Raw genomic sequence first — 18,275 nt, 5'->3', positions numbered from 1 at the left:
CTTACCATAATATAGGGGATAGATACGGGTTTGTCAAGTTAAATATATAATTCCCAATAGACATATATATACTGATTTTACATTTGAGGGTCAGGAAGTTACTATTTTATCACGTGATGATAATCAATCTTCTATATTCCTTAATAATTTCGCCACGGAGGTTGAACTTGGTGGTGAAATACGTTTGGATGATAACTTACTTATTCGCCTTGGTGGTGGTTTTCGTAATGTGCATGGTCGAGGTAAAGTTCTTGATAATATTTTTGTTAGGGTAAGTGGTGTTTATGAACTTTGATGGTAGTATGCCGATGAGTATCTCGGAAATCAAGAATCGTATTCGCCAGCACATACAGATAATCGACGATCCCGACGATGTCGCCGACCTGCTGGGCATATCCGCCGAGACGCTTCGAAAACAGTTCAGGACGGAAGAGCATGATCGTCTGTGGATATTCATTCTGAAGGAGAAAGTAAAACACTTTCTCGAAGATTTGCCTCCCTACCCAACGGGAGGAAACGGACAATTTCCGAATGCGCAACAAGTAATCGATGCGTACCGCTCCGTATTGCCAGGTCCTGATCGTACATGGTTCAGAGATGTGCGAGAGATGATTGCACTGATAAACGATAATCCGTTCGATTTCAATCTCAATGTAAACTGGATCAGGAATGAATTAAATATTCCGCCCAATATGTACACACAGAAGTTTTACTTCTTCACTCGTATGCATGTGACCGAATATATCCGATGGCATCGGCTGGTCATGGCAAAATATCTGCTTTCCCATTCTTCCCTGAAGATAGGAGGCATTGCCCTGCTGGTTGGATACAACTCGCTTTCCGCTTTCTCCAAGGCGTTTGCCCAAAATGTGGGCTCTTCTCCGAAGGTGTATCGGGCAACCCATCTGGCGCATCCCTCCCCAAGTTCTGCTCAACCGGATCTCGTCCAGAAGACGAAGGCCGTTGCCGCGGAAAGCGAATCGTTGCAACGGAAGTCCCTTGGATGAGATGCCTTCCTTCAGTTGAGAGAACTCACCGCCTCGCTTCCGCGTCGAACGCTTCCATGGCGGCCTGCAGGCGGGCTACCAGGTCCGGGTACATATCCGCCCGGTCATATTTCTCCTCGGGGTCCTCGTCCAGATGATACAGCGCGGGTTCTCCCGTCGCCCCTTCGGGCAGCCCCGGAATCCGCAATTTCCAGGGTCCCTCCCGCACGCCTTCGATCCGGGCCCCAAGGTAATAGTAGAAGACTTCCCTTGGAGACGAAACGGCCCGCGTCGTCAGGAAAGGCAACGCACTGTTTCCGTCCAGATTGTCCGGCGCCGCAATGCCTGCCGCATCCAGCAGCGTCGGGAAGATATCAAGCGAGGCCAGCATGTCCGCGGAGACGCGGCCTGCCGGTATCCGCCCCGGCCAGCGGGCAATGAACGGCACCCGGAAGCCGCCCTCGAACGTCGTCCCCTTGTATCCGCGCAAAGGCCCCGCCGATCCGCTGTGCCACGGCTTGACGGGCTCGTGCAGCGGCATCATATCGGTCTGGAACATGCGGTCCGGCATGGCCTGCCACGGACCGTTGTCGCTGGTGAAGATGACCAGGGTGCGCTTGTCCAGCCCCTGGGCCCTGAGTGTAGCCAGAATCTCTCCCACGCTCCAGTCGATGGTTTCGATCACGTCTCCGTACCGCCCCTTTCGGGAGCGCCCGTCCCGGTGCGGAGCCGCGTAGACGGGCACATGCGGCATTCCGTACGCCAGATACAGGAAGAAGGGCTCCGGCCCCGCTTCCTCGATGAACCGGATGGCTTCCTTCGTGTACGTAACGGTCAGCGTGTCCTGGTTCAGGGGTTCGCGAATCGGCTCCAAATCCCTGAATAGGTACAGCGGCACGTCGGTCTGCACCCACGGGCGGATCATGTCGTTGCTGTAGCGCAGGCCGTAGTAATGATCGAAGCCCCGCGAGACAGGCATGTAGGCGTTCTCTGCATGCCCGAGGTGCCATTTTCCGACCATCATGGTCCGGTACCCGTGTTCCTGCAGCGGTTCCCCGATCAGCGTTTCTTCGAGCGGCAACCCGTTTTTCGAATCCGGCCCGAGATTATGCGGGAGGTGGCGGATCGGGTAGCGGCCCGTGAGCAGGCCGCCCCGGGACGGCGTGCAGACTGCCGCAGTCACATAGAAGGAGGTCAGGCGGATTCCTTCGTCGGCCATGCGGTCGAGTTGCGGCGTGCGGATGGTCGGATTCCCGTAACTGCTCAGGTCTCCGTATCCCAGGTCGTCGGCGAACAGCACGATGATGTTCGGGGGCGCCTCCGGCGCTTGTCCAAGGGCGTCCGCATGCGTGAAAAACGCCGGCAGGCATAACAGGGCCGGCAGGAGCGCCAGGCGGAACATATGCTTCATGATTTTCAGGGGGTTGGTCATCTCTTGTACCGGTTAGTGCGTTACGCCCACTCGTTTTGCCCAGGCTTCCCACATCGCTGTCAGGGTTTCCACCCGCTCCGGATGGACCGCCGCCAGATTGCGGGTTTCCGTGCGGTCCGTCTCCATATCGTATAACTCCCAGTGCGTATCCGCTCCCCGCGCATCGACGAGTTTCCAGCGGCCGCTGCGCACAACTTTTCCGCCGTTCCATTCGAAGAACAGGGCGTCGTGCCCTTCCCGCACCCCCTCTTCGAAGACGGGCAGCAGGGATTTTCCTTCAAGGGGGTGAATGCGTTCGTTGCGCCAGATTTCCGGGTATTCGGCATCGGCGGCGTCTACGGCAGTCGCCATCACATCGATAAGGTGTGCGATCTCAGGGGTAATTCCGCCCGCCCCGATACGCTCGGGCCACCAGGCGATGAACGGCGTGGCGATACCTCCCTCATGGCTCCAGTTCTTGTAATGCCGGAAGGGGGTGTTGCTCAGGAACGCCCACGGGGCGTCCACACTGTGCCAGGCGGCCATGGATCCCGGCGGATCGACCGGCGGGTATTCACGGTTCTGCTGGTTATGCACCATCTCCGCGGAGCCGCCGTTGTCGGAAAGAAACATCACCAGCGTGTTTTCCTCTTCGCCCATTTCGCGGATTTTGTCCAGCAGACGGCCCATTTGCTGGTCCACGCGGTCGACCATGGCGGCGTACACCGCCATTTTCAGGTCCCAGTCCGCTTTGCCTTCGACCTCCTCCCAGGGAAGAATGCGCAGGTGGTCGTCCCAGTAGCGGGTGGTGAAGGTCGAGGTGCGCTGCCAGTGTTCGAGGATGGTTCCGTATTCCGGCAAGGTCCATTCCGGATCGACAATACCCATTTCAACCTGCCGCTCATGGCGCCGGCGGCGCAGCACATCCCATCCGTCCATGTATTTCCCCCGGTATTTTTCGATGTCCTCGGAGCGGGCTTGCAGGGGGTCGTGCGGAGCCTGGTAGGCGATATAGAGAAAGAAAGGCTTTTCGGCGTGTTCGCTTTCGTGCCGGTTCAGGTAGTCGAGCGCTTTTTCCGTGTAGGCGTCCGTCGAATAGAAATCCGGATCGTCGGGGGTGTACGGGCGAAATACCTGACCGTCGATTGCCCAGGTGCGCACATGCCCCGGTGTTTTTCGTGCAGGCGGCGGCTCGCCGGGCCGTTGCTCTCCGGGATTGAAATGATTGACGGCGCCGTCCACGAGTCCGTAGTAGCGGTCGAAGCCCCGGTCGAACGGATTTTCCAGGCCGTGCCACTTCCCGGTCATATAGGTGCGGTAACCCGCTTCGCGCAGCACTTCCGCAATGGTCACCCCGTTCCGCAGCGTGTCGATCCGCTCGCCCATGCCGACCTGGTGGGCGTACAGGCCGGTCATGAGGGAGGCTCTGGTGGGGAAGCATTTGCTCGTGTTATAGAACTGGGTGAATCGCAGGCCCTCCTCCGCGAGGCGGTCGAGGTGCGGGGTGGCGATTTCTCCGCCGTACGATCCAAGGTCCGAGAAACCCATGTCGTCCACCATGACGAGGACGATATTGGGCCGGTCGTCGCTCCGGGGATTTTTTTGAAGAGGGCGATCCGGCGGTATCCCGCCCGCCCCGGTAACCGAAGCGCCCAAAATTCCTGCCGTAAGAAATGCCGCTGCGGTCCAGCCCGCCGCGCGCAATGTTCCGTCTGTCATTCGTAGGGATTTTTGAATACGTCCATCTCCGGTTCCGTTCGAACCTCCTCGATCAATGCTTCGAGGCGCTGCACCACATCCGGATATCGTTCGGAGAGATCGTGGTATTCCCCAATGTCGCGGCTCAGGTCGTACAATTCGGTCACCTGGCGCTCCGGAGTCCAGACGCGAAGCAGTTTCCAGTCGCCCTGCCGAATGGCCTGGGAGTATCTCGCCTCCATGTTGTTGCGGTGCTCCCAGTAGAGCGCGCGATGCATGGGAACGGGACCGGCATTCGTGAGCAGGCCCGTCATGGAAAGGCCGTCCATGGGCGGCGTGTCCGCCCCGGCGAACTCGGCAAGCGTGGGGAAGATATCCCACATGCCCCAGGGGTGGTCGCTGACCGCCCCGGACGGCACATAGCCCGGCCCCCATGCGATCATCGGTACACGGATGCCGCCTTCGTACAGGTCCCGCTTGATGCCCCGGAGGGGGCCGTTGGATTCGAAGTAGCCGGGGTCTGCCCCGCCTTCGCCGTGCGGGCCGTTATCGCTGGTGAAGAGCACGATGGTATCCTCGCCCAGCCCCAGTTCCTCGATCCGGTCCAGAATACGCCCGATGTCCTTATCGAGGCGAGTGACCATGGCGGCGTGCGCGGCGTGCGGCGTCGGCTGCCCCCGGTACGTCCCGATGACGCCGCAGCACGGGAAGGGCGGATCCGGTGCCATGCGGCTGCGCCCGTTTTCGTCCCGGAACGGCGCAATATCCTCTTCCGGCACGAGCAATTCCGCATGCACGAGGGCAAACGGCAGGTACAGGAAGAACGGCTGCTCCTGGTTCGCCTCGATGAAATCAAGCGCTCCTTCCACGAAAAGCTCATGGGTATACTGGGTCGTATCCACGTCGATGCGCTCCGTGCCGCCGTTCTGTATGGCGAACAGATGATCCGTGTAGTAGGAATGCGCATGGACATGCCGCAAATACCCGAGGAAGGCGTCGAAGCCTTGGAGGTGCGGCAAACCGGATTCGTTGTCTTCGGCCAGTCCCCACTTGCCGAACATGCCCGTGGCGTATCCGGCCTGTTTCAGTGCTTTGGGCAGGGTCGGGTCCTCTTCCCGCAGCGAGGCGCCCGCATTTCCCCGCACGAGGGCGCTCCCCATGTGCGTGCCGGTCATGAGCGACCAGCGGGAAGGGGCGCACACCGTATTCCCCGCATAAAATGCGGAGAATAGGGTGCCTTCTTCGGCCATGCGGTCCAGCCGGGGCGTGGTAAAGCGTTTCTGTCCGTAGACGCTCAGGTCGCCGTAGCCGAGATCGTCGGCCAGGATGAAGATGAGGTTGGGCGGACGGCGTTCCTCCGGTGGATCGTCAAGGGGGTCGGCATGGGCGGGAAGGACGGAAACCGCCGTCGCCGCCAGCGCAATCAGCAGGGCCTGTGCGTGGGCGAAAAACGAATGATGCATGGAGTCGGTGCGGGCGGACAATACGATACCGGGGATAATGACCAGGGTACTTGATACGAACGGAGCGGCATATTTTCAATCGGTTGCATCCGCGGAGCGCCTCGTATGCACGTCTTTCCTGAGAACATCCCGGCGGGAGGAAAGGTATGCAAATCGTTGCTGCGTTTCGTTCCTCTTTATAACATCCCTTCGTTTCCCCCGATGTCCGCCCAGGTACATGTTCATGACCTCTGGAAGGCGTACGGCAGCGTACAGGCCGCCTGCGGGGTGACGTTCGATGTGGCCCCGGGCGAGATTTTCGGCCTGCTGGGGCCGAACGGCGCAGGCAAGACCACCACGGTCGAGTGCATGCTGGGATTGCGGCAGCCGGATCGGGGCGTGGTGCAAATAGGCGGGATCGATGCCCGGCAAGATCCGCGCGACATGCAGCAGCACATCGGGGCGACGCTTCAGACGAACGCCTTGCAGGAAAAAATAACGCCCCGGGAAGCGCTCCGGCTCTTCGGCTCTTTTTACCGGGTGGCGGAAGAGGCCGGTGTGCTCTTGCAGCGGTTCGCGCTGGAGGATCAGGCCGATGCGGCCTTTCACACCCTGTCGGGGGGGCAGCGCCGGCGGCTGGCGCTGGCGCTGGCGTTCGTTAACCGGCCTGCGGTGGTGTTGCTGGACGAACCCACAACCGGTCTGGATCCCTCTTCGCGCCGCGATCTGCACCGCCGTATTCTGGACATGAAAGCGGAGGGGCGGACCGTGCTGCTCACGACGCATTACATGGAAGAAGCGGAAACCCTGTGCGACCGCGTGGCGATCATGAACCGCGGCAGACTCGTTGCGCAGGGCGCTCCCCGCGACCTGATGGGCAGCCTTGGCACGGCGCCTTCGGTCCATTTGGAAACGTCCGCCCCGCTGCCCCCGGAGACCTTCGCAGGGATCGAGGGCGTGCGCGATCCGGAGCAGACGGGCTGCACGGTCCGGTTCCGGTCGGAGGATGTACACGGGGCCCTCTCCGAGTTGACGAAGCGGCTGGAAACGGCGGGCGTCGGGATCGTCGAACTGCATGTCCGGCGGGCGACGCTGGAGGAGGTGCTTATCGAGTTGACGCAGGAAGAAGACGATGCGCCGGGCGGATCGCATGGAGGGCCGTTGGCATGACGTACGCTTTTCTGATCGAACTGCGCCTCTATTACCGGAACAGGATGGCCCTGATCTACGGCTATCTTTTTCCGCTGATTTTTCTGGTCGCCTTCCTTGTGCTCTACCGGCACGAACCGGTGCCTCTTGTGAACCACATGGGAGAACTGCTTACCGTGACGGCGCTTGGCGGGGCCTGCTTCGGCCTGCCCACGTCCATGGTGGGCGAGCGGGAGCGGGGGGTCTGGCGGCGGTACCGGGCAACGCCCGTTTCCACGCTGCACCTGGTGCTGACGACGGTTGCGGCCCGGTACCTGGTCCTGCTTTCCGCCGCCCTTCTTCAGCTTGTGCCGGCCATGGTAATTGGCATGCCGTTTCCTGACCATGTTGCCGGGCTGTGGGTCGCCTTCACGTTCGTGTCCTTCGCTTTTCTCGGGCTGGGCCTCGTCATTGCCATGCTTGCCGACACGGTGCCGGCCGTACAGGCGCTGGGGCAGTCCATTTTCCTGCCGATGCTGATCATTGGCGGGGTGGCCGTGCGTATTGAAAGCCTGCCCGAATGGGCGCAGCATCTGTCCGCTTTTTTCCCTGGTCGCTATGCGGTCGAGGCGATACAGGTGACGGTGAACGGAAGCGGCCTGGGCGAGGCGGGCTTCAGCCTGCTGGCCCTGCTGCTGATCGGCGCCGCCGGGTGCCTTGCCTCGGCAAAGATGTTTCGATGGGATACGCGGGAGCGAGGCGGTACGCCGCGCGGCAAGGTATGGGCGGGCGCTGCCCTTGCGGCATGGGTGCTGGTCGGCGTGCTGGCGGAAGGTACGGGCCGCGCGCTGCCGCAGGGACGATTGCCTGCCGACGGGGTAGCGTCGCTGACCGATGTGCTTCGTTCCTCCGGCGCAGAAACGAACGACTCCTCTGACGTGTACGGGGCGCAGGCGGATTCGGTTACGGTTGCGGAGGATGTGGCGGATTCTGTCGGTGTCGGAGCAGAACCGGAGGATTCGGCGCCGGAAGCGTCCGTCCCGCCCATCGCCGCCGAAACCGCAGATGCTGTATCTGAAGAAGTGGTCGAGGCGCCCCCGCCCCCTCCGCCCATCGACTACCCCGATTCCTGGGAAGAGGTGACGATGGAGGACATCGACCGGGACATCCGGTTCGATGCCCTTCCCTACGATCAGGGACTGGAGGCCCCGGTGGCCGCGCTGGACGAGCCCGTGTATCCGGATATCGAGGAAACGATACGGTGCATCGTCTACGATCTGGAGGTATGGCCGCCGGCCTGGACGGGGGACCCTGTGCAGCGGGCGCGCAATGTGCTGTTCGTGGCGGCGGTTCCGGACATGTACCAGATGAGCGGGATCGAACGCTGGGTGCCGCACGCCGTATTCGAGCATCTGGCGAATGCGCATCCCGAAGACGAATTGATCAAGGTGCTCTACTGGATCGCCGCCAATCCCTACGAAGGAGAGGTTTCCGCCGCAAGCCGGCTTACGGATATGTGCCTGCGGCTCGGCGGTCCCGACGACACGGTAATGCTGCAGCAGCGGACCGGGTGGTACGCGGCCAAACTGCTGGGCCGGATAACCGGGCATATCGAGGTGAGGTAGACAATTTTATGGGAATTACCTGACCGACGCTCGGAAGTTGAGCGTGTCAGGAATCCGGGCTTTCCCGCAGGAAACTCTGTAAAGGGAACCTGCCTGCGTATTCGCGCGGGGAGCGCTCTTGTATTTCGCAGGAAACCCGGATATGTGGTGGGTGGCTACTTCGGTAAGCCCCCGTAACGCTCATCCCGTAGTGGTTTAGCACGACACTCACTGTATATACATATATCATTGTGTATATGTAGTGAGTACTAACCTTAATTAGTGTTATTTGTGTGTGTTTTAGTATGTTGAGCGGTTTCGCACGGTCAGTTGTCTGCGCGCGCCGTTTTTCCACGCCGGTTCGGCAGATAGTGATGGCCCGGTTTCGGATTGCTCGGATGCGGCTTCATTTCTTGACGCTCCGGCACTTTTGTATATAATTCCCATATTTTAGTCCTTCCTGCATCCCTGACAGGAGATGCCCGCTTTCCGGGACCTGCCCGCATACTGACATGAACCGTTTCTTTTTGCGCCTCGGCGTTTTCGCTTTCTGTGCCGTTTTCGCCGCGGCCTGTTCGGTAGATACCGCTCCGGATGCTTCCGCCCCTAACATCCTGTTTCTCTTCGCCGACGATCTGCAGGCCGACGCCATCGGCGCGTACGGCAACGGCTATATCCGTACTCCGAACCTGGATCGCCTCGTCGAGGATGGGTATTCGTTCCGCCGGGCCTACAACATGGGCGCCCACCACGGCGCGGTATGCGCGCCCAGCCGGGCGATGCTGATGAGCGGGCGCAGCCTGTTCCGTGTCTACGACAATCTGGATTCCGTACGCACGTTCCCGGAAATCCTCCGGGAGGCGGACTACCGGACATTCGGCACGGGCAAATGGCACCAGAGCCGTTCGTCGTTCGCGCGAAGTTTCGGGGAGGGCAACGCCGTGTTCTTTGGGGGAATGGCCGATCATTTCAATGTACCGCTGGAGCATCTGCAGGCGGACAGGAGCTTCACGGAACCCGTAACGCAGAGCTTTTCCACGACGCGGTTCGCCGATGCGGCCGTGGATTTTCTGAAGGATTACGGCGCATCGGATCGGGCTACTCCCTTTCTGGCCTATGTGTCTTTCACCGTACCTCACGATCCCCGGACGCCGCCTGCCAGCCATGCGGCGGACTATGCAGGAACGAGCATGCCGCTGCCTCCCAATTACCTGCCGGTCCATCCGTTCCATAACGGAAGAATGACCGTTCGGGATGAGGTGCTTGCGGGGTGGCCCCGGCGCCCGGACGTGATACGCGACCAGCTTGCCGAGTACTACGGGCTCATTACGCACATGGACGAGGAAATCGGGCGGATCCTGAGCGAACTGGATGCGCAGGGCCTTGCCGAAAACACCATGATCGTGTTTACGTCCGATCACGGCCTTGCAGTGGGACAGCACGGTCTGCTCGGCAAACAGAACCTGTACGAGCACAGCGCAAAGACGCCGCTTGTCGTGCAGGGCCCCGGTATTCCGCAGGGGGAAACCCACGAGCTCGTGTATTTGCACGATCTGTTCGCCACCGTGCTGGGCATGGCCGGCGTCGAGGCGCCCGCCGGGGTGGATGCGCAGGATTTATCCGCCTTGTGGAAGGGGGAGGATGCGTCTGCGCGGGACCATCTTTTTCTGGCCTATGAGGATCTGCACCGGGCCGTGGTGGAAGATCGATGGAAGCTGATCCGTTATCCCCGAATTCACTATACGCAGCTTTTCAACTTGCATGCGGACCCGTACGAGCTGCGCAATCTTGCGGACGATCCGGCGTACGCCGAGGAGCAGACGCGCCTGATGAGGCTTCTCGAGACTGCGCAACAGGAAGCCGGCGACCCGCACCCCCTGACCGCCGAAACCCGTATGCCGATGGAGTTCGATTACTCGGATATCGTCCGCACCCCGGACCGGCACCAGCCCGAGGAAGTGGTGCAGAAATATTTTTGATGACCATGCACCCCCATGCCGGTCCGTTTACCGTTTTCCTCGCACACACGCTTCTCGCCGCGCTGTGCGTGACGGCGTCGGGATGTATCCAACAGGATCAGAACATGCGCCCCTCTTCCGAGGCCCTGCAAGCACAGATCGAATCGTTCGTTTCCGCCTGGCCGGAGGCGGAGATCGCCGTGGCGCTGATCGATCCGGAAACCGGCACGCGCTTTTCGATACAGGGCGACCGGGTTTTTCATGCCGCAAGCACCATGAAGGTACCCGTGCTGATCGAGGTGTACCGGCAGGCTGCGGAGGACCGGTTTTCTCTTGATGATTCCCTACGGGTCGAAAACGATTTTACGTCGATCGTGGACGGTTCGCCGTTCCGCATCGTGGACGACTCCGACGACGCGCTTTACGAACACCTCGGGCGCTCGCTGCCGATCCGTGATCTTGCCGAGCGTATGATCACGGTGTCCTCGAACCTTGCCACGAACCTGATCATCGAACTGGTGCAGGCCGACTCGGTGCAGCGCACCATGGAGGGCATGGGGACGCGGACGATGCGCGTGCTGCGCGGTGTGGAAGACATCAAGGCGTTCGAACAGGGGCTGAATAATACGGCCACCGCCTCGGACCTCGCCGTGCTGCTCGACGCCATACGCCGCAACGAGGCGGTTTCACCCGCAGCCAGCGAAGCGATGAGGGATATCCTGCTGGATCAGGAATTCAATGAGATGATTCCGGCGGGACTGCCGGGCACGGCGCGGGTTGCCCACAAGACAGGCTGGATTACGGGCATCGTCCACGACGCGGCGATCGTCTATCCGGAGCATGCCCCGTCGTATGTGCTGGTCATTCTGACGGAAGGATTCGACGACCACGCCGTTGCTTCGCAGGTCGGGGCCGGGATTGCCCGGATCGTGCACGAAGCGGTGCGGTGAGTTTTCTGCTGCCCTGCCAGGATTCGAACCTGGAACCCCCTGATCCAGAGTCAGGTGCTCTGCCAATTGAGCTACAGGGCAGGGTGTGGTTTTGCGGACCTGTTACTACGGGTTGGGCAGGCGCGGGAACCTGCCGGAGTAGGATACGGTGCGCCCCATCGGATTCGGATCCTGCACCACGATCTGCAAATTCTCATGCGTCAATGCTTCCGCTCCCCTGCGGTTCCGTTTCACCCGTATATTCAGCCATGCACGGTTGCCTCGCGTCTCATGACAAGGGGTAGCCGGTTGCGCCACGAATCCGAAGCGATATGACGGATCCTACACACGAAACGTGGATGACCACCTGCCTGGAACTGGCCCGGCAGGGCGCCGGGCTCGTCAGCCCCAATCCTATGGTGGGCGCGGTGCTTGTCGGGACCGACGGCACGCTGCTTGGCCAGGGGCTGCACCACGAATATGGTGGTCCCCATGCAGAGGTATACGCTATCCGGGACGCCGAGCGGCGCTACGGCAGCGATGCGCTGGAGCACGCCATCCTGTACGTCAACCTGGAGCCGTGTTCGCACCACGGGAAAACACCGCCGTGCGTCGATCTCATTCTCGAAAAACGCATTCCCTGTGTAGTGGTCGGGGCGCGAGACCCGTTTTTGAATTTGAAGGCGGCCGGCAGTAGCGTAGACCGCCTGCGCGAACAGGGCGTAGAGGTGATTGAAGGCGTGCTGGAGGCCGAATGCAAGCGGCTCAATGAGGCGTTCATGCACCATATCCGGACGAAGCGTCCCCTGATTACCTTGAAGATGGCCCAGACGCTCGATGCCCGGATCGCCGGCGCATCAGGCGCCTCCCGATGGATATCGGGCGATTCTTCCCGCCGGCTGGTGCATCACTGGCGAGCCACCTCCGATGGCGTCCTCGTGGGCACGGAGACGGCCCGGCAAGACAATCCTTCCCTGACCGTGCGGCATGTCGAAGGGCGCCATCCCGCGCGCATCGTGCTGGACCGCACCGGGCGTCTTCCCGGCGATCTGAAACTTTTTACGGATGATCAGGCCGAAAAGACGATCGTGGTAGTAGCCGAATCGGCCCGTATTCCCTATGAGGAAGCACTGGTCGGGTCCGGGGGGCGCGTGATGCGCGTAGCGGAGCGGGACGGCGTTTTGGAACTCGGCGCCATGCTCGAAGCGCTGGGCCGCGATGCGGGCCGCGAAGGACTTCCGCTTCAGTCCCTGCTCGTCGAAGGGGGCGCTGCACTTGCCGCATCCCTCCTGCGGGAGGACCTCGTGGACCGCCTGTTTCTGTTTCTTGCGCCGAAGGTGCTGGGGGCGGGTCCTGTTTCGATTGAGGGGATCGGTCGCGAAGACCTTGAAAAAGCGTTGACCTTCGTGGAGCACGCGTGGGAATCCGTCGGGGAGGACATGGTGTTCAAGGGATACCGGCGATCGCTCGACGCGCCGCCGGAAGATTAGGGCCTGTTAACACTATACAGCGGCGCCCTTACGGTCATCGCCGCACTATCGAAAACTCGAATCAGGTTATGTACACGGGGATCATCGAGGAACAGGGACATCTCCAGGCTGTGGAGCCTCTTGAAGGCGGGAGGCGGCTCACCATCGCCTGTTCGTTCGCCGGCGAACTCCGGGTCGATCAGAGCGTGTCGGTCAACGGGGCTTGCCTGACCGTAACCCGGGTCGGCGACGGAACGTTCGAGGCCACGGCGGTCGAGGAAACTCTTGCCAAAACCACCCTCGGCGCACTGGTTCCGGGCAGCAGCGTCAATCTCGAACGCGCCCTGCAGCCGGACCAGCGCCTCGACGGGCATATGGTGCAGGGGCATGTGGACGGGACAGGAACGGTTGTGTCCATCGAACGCCGGCCCGACAGTTTTTTGTGTCGTATCGCATTCGATCCGGCCTGTGCGCACCTGCTTGTTCCTGCCGGATCCGTGGCCGTGGACGGCATTTCGCTCACGGTGGCGCGTCTTGACGAAGAAACCTTTACCGTGTCGGTTATCCCGCATACGTCCGAACTGACCAATGCGGGATCCTGGGAAGTGGGCGGTCGGGTCAATCTGGAGTTCGATATGGTCGGCAAATATATCGCGAGGGGGCTGGAAACGGGTCGAAACCGGTAGCTGCGCCGCATTTCCTGACAGGCGCTTTTCGAACCATCCTTTTGTTTCGGCGTTTGACCGTTCTGTCGTTTTTTTGCGCTCACCCGCCCTGTAGAAAGCGGCCATGGATCTGATTTCCGATATCGAAATTCTGGATGATCCGGGCAAGACGCCCGGCAGGGAGCATATGTCCGCTTCCCGGGCCGCTGCGTCCCGGGCCGGCGAGGATATCGACAAGGCGCGTACGACCGCTGTCGAGGTCGAGGGGCATCGCCGGGTATATATCGAGACGTACGGGTGTCAGATGAATGTCTCGGATTCCGAGATTGTGGCGTCCGTGCTCCGGCAAAGCGGGTTCGGGCTTACCCGGAATGAAGCAGAGGCGGATGTGGTTCTGCTGAACACGTGCGCCATCCGGGAAAACGCGGAGCAGAAGGTGCGCCGCCGCTTGCGGGATTTCCAGGGGCGTAAACGCGCCGGAAGAGGCCTCTCCTCGAACGGCCACGGATCAGGTTCGTCTCCCGTTCGGCTTGGTGTGCTCGGATGCATGGCCGAGCGCCTGCGCACCAGACTCTTGGAGCAGGAGCAACTCGTCGATCTCGTGGTGGGGCCGGATGCCTACCGCGACCTGCCCCGCCTTCTCCGCGAAACGGACGAAACCGGGCAGGCAGCCGTCAATGTACACCTTTCCCGCGAGGAGACGTACGCCGACATTGCGCCGGTTCGCTACGATACGAACGGCGTTTCGGCATTCGTGTCCATCATGCGGGGTTGCGACAACATGTGTTCCTTCTGCGTTGTGCCCTTCACGAGAGGACGCGAGCGCAGCCGTCCGGTGTCGAGCATTCTCTCCGAGTGCGCCCGGTTGGTCGAGGCGGGGTACAAGGAGGTGACCGTGCTGGGACAGAACGTGAATTCCTATCGTTTCGAGCAGGACGGCATGACGGTTGATTTTGCCGAATTGCTCCAGCGGATCAGTTTCGTTTCGCCGGAATTACGGATACGTTATTCGACCAGTCATCCGAAGGATTGCAGCGACGATTTGCTGCATCTGCATCGCGAGCGCCCCAACGTGTGCAACTACATCCATCTTCCCGTGCAACACGGAAACACGGAAGTGCTCGAGCGGATGCGCCGCACGTATTCCCGGGATGAATATCTGCGTCTCATCGAACGGGCGCGTACGCTGGCGCCGGGGATTTCACTTTCTACGGATATCATTGCCGGTTTTTGCGGCGAGACCGAAACACAGCATCGGGACACGCTCTCGCTGATGGAGCAGGTGCGGTACGATTACGCCTATACGTTCATGTATTCCGAGCGCCCGGACACGTACGCTGCGCGGAAGTACGAGGACGATATCCCCGAAGAGGTCAAAAAACGGCGTCTGGGCGAGATCATCGCCCTGCAACAGCGTATTTCCCTCGAAAGAAACCGGGAGGAGGTCGGCCGGGAGCATGTGGTGCTCGTCGAGGGGGAAAGCAAACGCAGTACCCGACAACTCTGCGGCCGTACGGATACGAACAAGATGGTCGTATTCGATCGGGAAACGTACGAGCCGGGCGAATACGTGCGCGTGCGCATCACCGGCTGCACGTCCGCTACCTTGCTTGCCGATCCGCTCGGCCGCACGACGTTGTTCGAATTTGCCGCATCCGCCGCTGCGTAATCACATGGACCGGGAAGCGATACAGGAGCGATTTGGCATTGTCGGCCGGTCGATGGCGCTGAAAAACGTCATTGACCGCGTGCGGCAGGTGGCCGGGACCGACATCACCGTGCTCATTCAGGGTGAGAGCGGCACGGGCAAGGAGCTTATCGCAGAGGCAATCCATGGACTCAGCGCCCGGCGTCACCAGTCGTTCATCATCGTCAACTGCGGCGCCATCCCGGAGGGGCTCATCGAGTCGGAGTTGTTCGGCGCGGAGAAGGGAGCTTACACCGGGGCGGTCGAGCGGCGCACCGGATACTTCGAGCAGTCTGATCGCGGCACCATTTTCCTGGACGAGATCGGCGAAATGCCTCCCGCTGCACAGATCCGTCTTCTTCGTGTGCTGGAAACCGGCAAGTTCACGCGTGTAGGGGCTTCGAAGGAGCACAAGGTCGATGTGCGCATCGTGGCGGCCACGAACAAGGACCTGGCTCATGAAGTGCGCGCCGGACGATTCCGCGAGGACCTGTATTACCGGCTCAGCACCGTGCTCGTCGAGATTCCGCCGCTCCGGCAACGTTCGGGGGACATTTTGCCGCTTCTGGAAACGTTTCTGCACCGCTTCGCGCAGAAGTACGACAGTCCGGTGAAGCATCTCTCCGATGATGCCCGCGAGTTGCTCTTGCGCTATCGCTGGCCCGGGAACGTGCGTGAGTTGCGCAATGTCGCGGAGCAGATCGAAGTGCTCATCCGGGACAAAGAGGTTACCGCCGGAGATATCCGTCCGTATCTGCGCGGCGTGCGTACGGAGCAGGACCGTTCGGAATTGTTGCCCGTCGTGCGCAGCACATCGGGGGATTCGGCGGATGCCCGCGAGCGCGAGATGATCTATCGCGCGCTGCTCGAACTTCGTTCGCAAGTGCGCCGGATGTGGGAGGAGATGAAGAGACGGGGCCCCGTGCCCGGCGAGGAACCGGAAGAATATCCTCCGCTGATCGAGGATGTGGCCTACGAGATCGAGGGAGATGAGGAAGTGGGCCTGCGAAGCAGCGAAAACGTCGGAAACGGCAAACAGGATGTGCAGGAGCCGGAAAGGGTCCGTGACGAGCCGGAAGAGGCGGTTGCAGAGGAGGAAGAGACGTTTCCCACGCTGGAGGATGCGGAACGCCAGCTTATCACCCGTGCCCTGAAAACATTCAACGGGAACCGCAGGCAAACGGCGAGAACGCTTGGTATTTCGGAGCGGACCCTTTACCGTAAGCTGAAAGAATTCGAGGAGGATTTGTGAACTTCGCCGTTGCTGTGCGCGCCCGCATGGGTATGCCCGCCGCATGCGTCGGTGTGTTGCTTGCCTTGCTGTCCACCGGTTGCGGGCACTATAGCTTCACCGGCGCTTCCATTCCCGAGCATATCGGGAGGGTCGCCATTCCGCTTACCGAAGACGCTACGTCCAATCCGATTCCGGATCTCGGCGGCCTGTTGACCGAGCGGCTGGTACAGCGCTTCGTTCGCCAGACCCGCCTGGAACTGGCTACCGACGAAACACAGGCCGATGCCGTACTCACCACGGAAATCCGGCAGTATTCCGTGCGTCCTGCCGCGGTAGGCGGCGAGTACCGGGCGGCGCTGAACCAGCTTTCGATTACTGTTTCCGCCGGCTACGCGGACCGCGTGGAGGGACAGGAAGTGTTCCAGCGCAGTTTTTCCGCCTCGTTCGAATACGATCCGGCCGATTTTACCGGCGAGGAAGAAGCCGCAAACGAAGCGCTCGACAATATCGCCGACGACATTTTTCAGGCGGCTACATCCAACTGGTAGCCGTTTCCTCGTTCACGAAACTGCATCCGGCATGGCGCTTCTGTATGCAATAGCGATTGCCGTATTGACCCTGTACGGCGCCAACCTGTTGTGGTTGTGCAGGCGTTCTGCAGGCGCGGGCCGCCTGATTCCGGATGCATCGTCCGGTCCTCCCCGCGATCCTTCTTTTCCCTGGCCGTTCGTGACGGTCCAGCTGCCGATTTTCAACGAACCGCTCGTGGTCGAACGGTTGATCGACGCCTGTGTGCAACTCGATTACCCGCGGGACCGGTTCGAAATACAGGTGCTCGACGACTCGACGGACGGTACGCCGCGGCTTGTTGCCCGTTGTATTGCCGCGGGGGCATCCCGGGGGGTGCGGATCGCGCATCTTCGCCGTCCGAACCGGGAGGGATACAAGGCAGGCGCCCTGCAATACGGGCTGACGCAGGCGCAGGGGGATTTCATTGCCGTGTTCGACGCCGATTTTGTGCCCCGCCCCGATTTTTTGCGCCGGCTCATCCCCGCCTTCGCCGATGAGCGTCTTGGGGCCGTACAGGCGCGATGGGGGCATCTCAATCAGGATGCTTCATTGCTTACGCGCATTCAGGCCGTGGGCCTGGATACCCATTTCGCGGTGGAGCAACTCGCACGCCGCCGCGCAGACTGCTTTTTGAATTTTAACGGTACGGCGGGCGTGTGGCGGCGCGCTGCTATTGTAGATGCCGGCGGGTGGCAGGCCGATACCATTGCGGAGGATCTCGATCTGAGTTACCGGGCGCAGCTTGCCGGGTGGGGCATCGAATTTATGGGGGATGTCGAAGTGCCTGCGGAACTCCCCTCGACCATCGAAGGATTGCGGACCCAGCAGTTTCGCTGGACGAAAGGGTCTGTCGAGACCGCCCGCAAATTGCTGCGCACCTTGTGGACTTCCCGGGAATCCTTCCGGCGCAAGGTGCAGGGTACATTTCACATGACGGGTCATCTGGTCTTTCCCTTTGTACTGATCGCCGGATTGCTCCATGTTCCCTTGCAGGCTGCGGCGCATGCCGGCGTGGGCCCGGGCAAGGCCTATTTCGGATGGATGGCGCTCGGGCTGATCGGATTCGCAGGATTTAGCCTGGCGCAGATTTTTGCGCAGCGGCGGTTGTACGCCGACTGGCCGCGCCGCCTTGGCATTCTTCCGATTTTTATGGCCGGTACGGTCGGCATGTCCATTCGTAACACCATCGCCGTGGTGGAAGCTTTTGCGGGGGTCTCCACGCCTTTCGTACGTACGCCCAAGTTCGGCGCTGCCCCCGGACGCCGTGTTTCGCCGGGGGGTTTCGCCGGACGGCGCCCTGCCGGGTCGGTTGCGCTCCGTATAGCGTATCCGCTGGAATTCGCCATGGGAGTCTACTCGACGGCGGGCGTGGCGTATCTTCTGGGTACGGGACAATGGGACGCCGTGGCCTTTCAGCTGTTTTTTGCGGTCGGTTTCGTGCTTGTCGCTGTGGGGACATTCCGGGAAGCACGCAGGAAGTCCGTCAGCTAACGC

The 18,275-nt window shown here is 61.0% G+C and carries 14 protein-coding genes and 1 tRNA gene; 11 read left to right on the top strand and 4 right to left on the bottom strand.

Annotation, left to right across the window (positions count from 1 at the left end):
- Positions 1–284: 284 nt before the first annotated feature.
- Positions 285–1,007 (top strand): helix-turn-helix transcriptional regulator, encoded by a 723-nt coding sequence (locus F4Y00_02270; protein MYE03788.1) that lies wholly within the window; start codon positions 285–287, stop codon positions 1,005–1,007.
- A 25-nt stretch (positions 1,008–1,032) separates the two neighbouring features.
- On the opposite strand, the gene F4Y00_02265 is transcribed toward F4Y00_02270, so the two are convergent.
- From F4Y00_02265 to F4Y00_02255, 3 genes are read right to left on the bottom strand one after another with little or no spacing between them, the layout of a single operon-like run.
- The gene (locus F4Y00_02265) at positions 1,033–2,418 is read right to left on the bottom strand and encodes a sulfatase (GenBank protein MYE03787.1); all 1,386 of its coding nucleotides are present in this window, start codon (positions 2,416–2,418) and stop codon (positions 1,033–1,035) included.
- A 12-nt stretch (positions 2,419–2,430) separates the two neighbouring features.
- Entirely contained in the window at positions 2,431–4,116 is a 1,686-nt protein-coding gene (locus F4Y00_02260) for an arylsulfatase (protein ID MYE03786.1), read from the bottom strand.
- The gene (locus F4Y00_02255; protein ID MYE03785.1) at positions 4,113–5,558 is read right to left on the bottom strand and encodes an arylsulfatase; all 1,446 of its coding nucleotides are present in this window, start codon (positions 5,556–5,558) and stop codon (positions 4,113–4,115) included. Before F4Y00_02255 ends, F4Y00_02260 begins: the two co-directional genes overlap by 4 nt.
- A gap of 105 nt (positions 5,559–5,663) precedes the next feature.
- Here F4Y00_02255 and F4Y00_02250 point away from each other — a divergent pair, with 105 nt between their 5' ends.
- The 4 genes from F4Y00_02250 to F4Y00_02235 all read left to right on the top strand — a co-directional run bounded on the left by F4Y00_02250 (position 5,664) and on the right by F4Y00_02235 (position 11,177).
- A complete protein-coding gene (locus F4Y00_02250) occupies positions 5,664–6,707 on the top strand; it encodes an ABC transporter ATP-binding protein (protein MYE03784.1) in 1,044 nt (347 codons plus the stop codon).
- Positions 6,704–8,290: an ABC transporter permease gene (locus F4Y00_02245; GenBank protein MYE03783.1), complete on the top strand. Its 1,587-nt coding sequence runs from the start codon at positions 6,704–6,706 to the stop codon at positions 8,288–8,290. Before F4Y00_02250 ends, F4Y00_02245 begins: the two co-directional genes overlap by 4 nt.
- A 491-nt stretch (positions 8,291–8,781) precedes the next feature.
- The gene (locus tag F4Y00_02240; protein MYE03782.1) at positions 8,782–10,248 is read left to right on the top strand and encodes a sulfatase-like hydrolase/transferase; all 1,467 of its coding nucleotides are present in this window, start codon (positions 8,782–8,784) and stop codon (positions 10,246–10,248) included.
- Positions 10,249–10,352: 104 nt separating this feature from the next.
- Positions 10,353–11,177 (top strand): serine hydrolase, encoded by an 825-nt coding sequence (locus tag F4Y00_02235; GenBank protein MYE03781.1) that lies wholly within the window; start codon positions 10,353–10,355, stop codon positions 11,175–11,177.
- A gap of 8 nt (positions 11,178–11,185) precedes the next feature.
- Here F4Y00_02235 and F4Y00_02230 read toward each other — a convergent pair.
- A tRNA-Gln gene (locus F4Y00_02230) sits at positions 11,186–11,258 on the bottom strand.
- Between the two features lie 257 nt (positions 11,259–11,515).
- Here F4Y00_02230 and ribD point away from each other — a divergent pair.
- From ribD to F4Y00_02200, 6 genes are all read left to right on the top strand, one after another.
- Positions 11,516–12,646 (top strand): bifunctional diaminohydroxyphosphoribosylaminopyrimidine deaminase/5-amino-6-(5-phosphoribosylamino)uracil reductase RibD, encoded by a 1,131-nt coding sequence (ribD, locus tag F4Y00_02225; GenBank protein MYE03780.1) that lies wholly within the window; start codon positions 11,516–11,518, stop codon positions 12,644–12,646.
- Positions 12,647–12,714: 68 nt separating this feature from the next.
- Positions 12,715–13,311, top strand: a complete 597-nt coding sequence (locus F4Y00_02220) for a riboflavin synthase (GenBank protein ID MYE03779.1) — start codon at positions 12,715–12,717, stop codon at positions 13,309–13,311.
- A 103-nt stretch (positions 13,312–13,414) separates the two neighbouring features.
- On the top strand, positions 13,415–14,959 hold the full coding sequence (gene miaB, locus F4Y00_02215; protein ID MYE03778.1) for a tRNA (N6-isopentenyl adenosine(37)-C2)-methylthiotransferase MiaB: 1,545 nt from the start codon (positions 13,415–13,417) through the stop codon (positions 14,957–14,959).
- Positions 14,960–14,963: 4 nt separating this feature from the next.
- Positions 14,964–16,229 (top strand): sigma-54-dependent Fis family transcriptional regulator, encoded by a 1,266-nt coding sequence (locus F4Y00_02210; GenBank protein ID MYE03777.1) that lies wholly within the window; start codon positions 14,964–14,966, stop codon positions 16,227–16,229.
- 26 nt (positions 16,230–16,255) lie between these two features.
- Positions 16,256–16,759, top strand: coding sequence for a hypothetical protein (locus F4Y00_02205; GenBank protein ID MYE03776.1), 504 nt, complete (start codon positions 16,256–16,258; stop codon positions 16,757–16,759).
- Between the two features lie 31 nt (positions 16,760–16,790).
- Positions 16,791–18,272 (top strand): glycosyltransferase, encoded by a 1,482-nt coding sequence (locus F4Y00_02200; GenBank protein ID MYE03775.1) that lies wholly within the window; start codon positions 16,791–16,793, stop codon positions 18,270–18,272.
- Positions 18,273–18,275 lie beyond the last annotated feature (3 nt).

The sequence above is a fragment of the Bacteroidetes bacterium SB0662_bin_6 genome (assembly GCA_009839485.1).
Lineage (GTDB): Bacteria > Bacteroidota > Rhodothermia > Rhodothermales > VXPQ01 > VXPQ01.
Note: the sequence above shows the minus strand (reverse complement) of the source record. Positions and strands in the feature narration are given on the sequence as shown.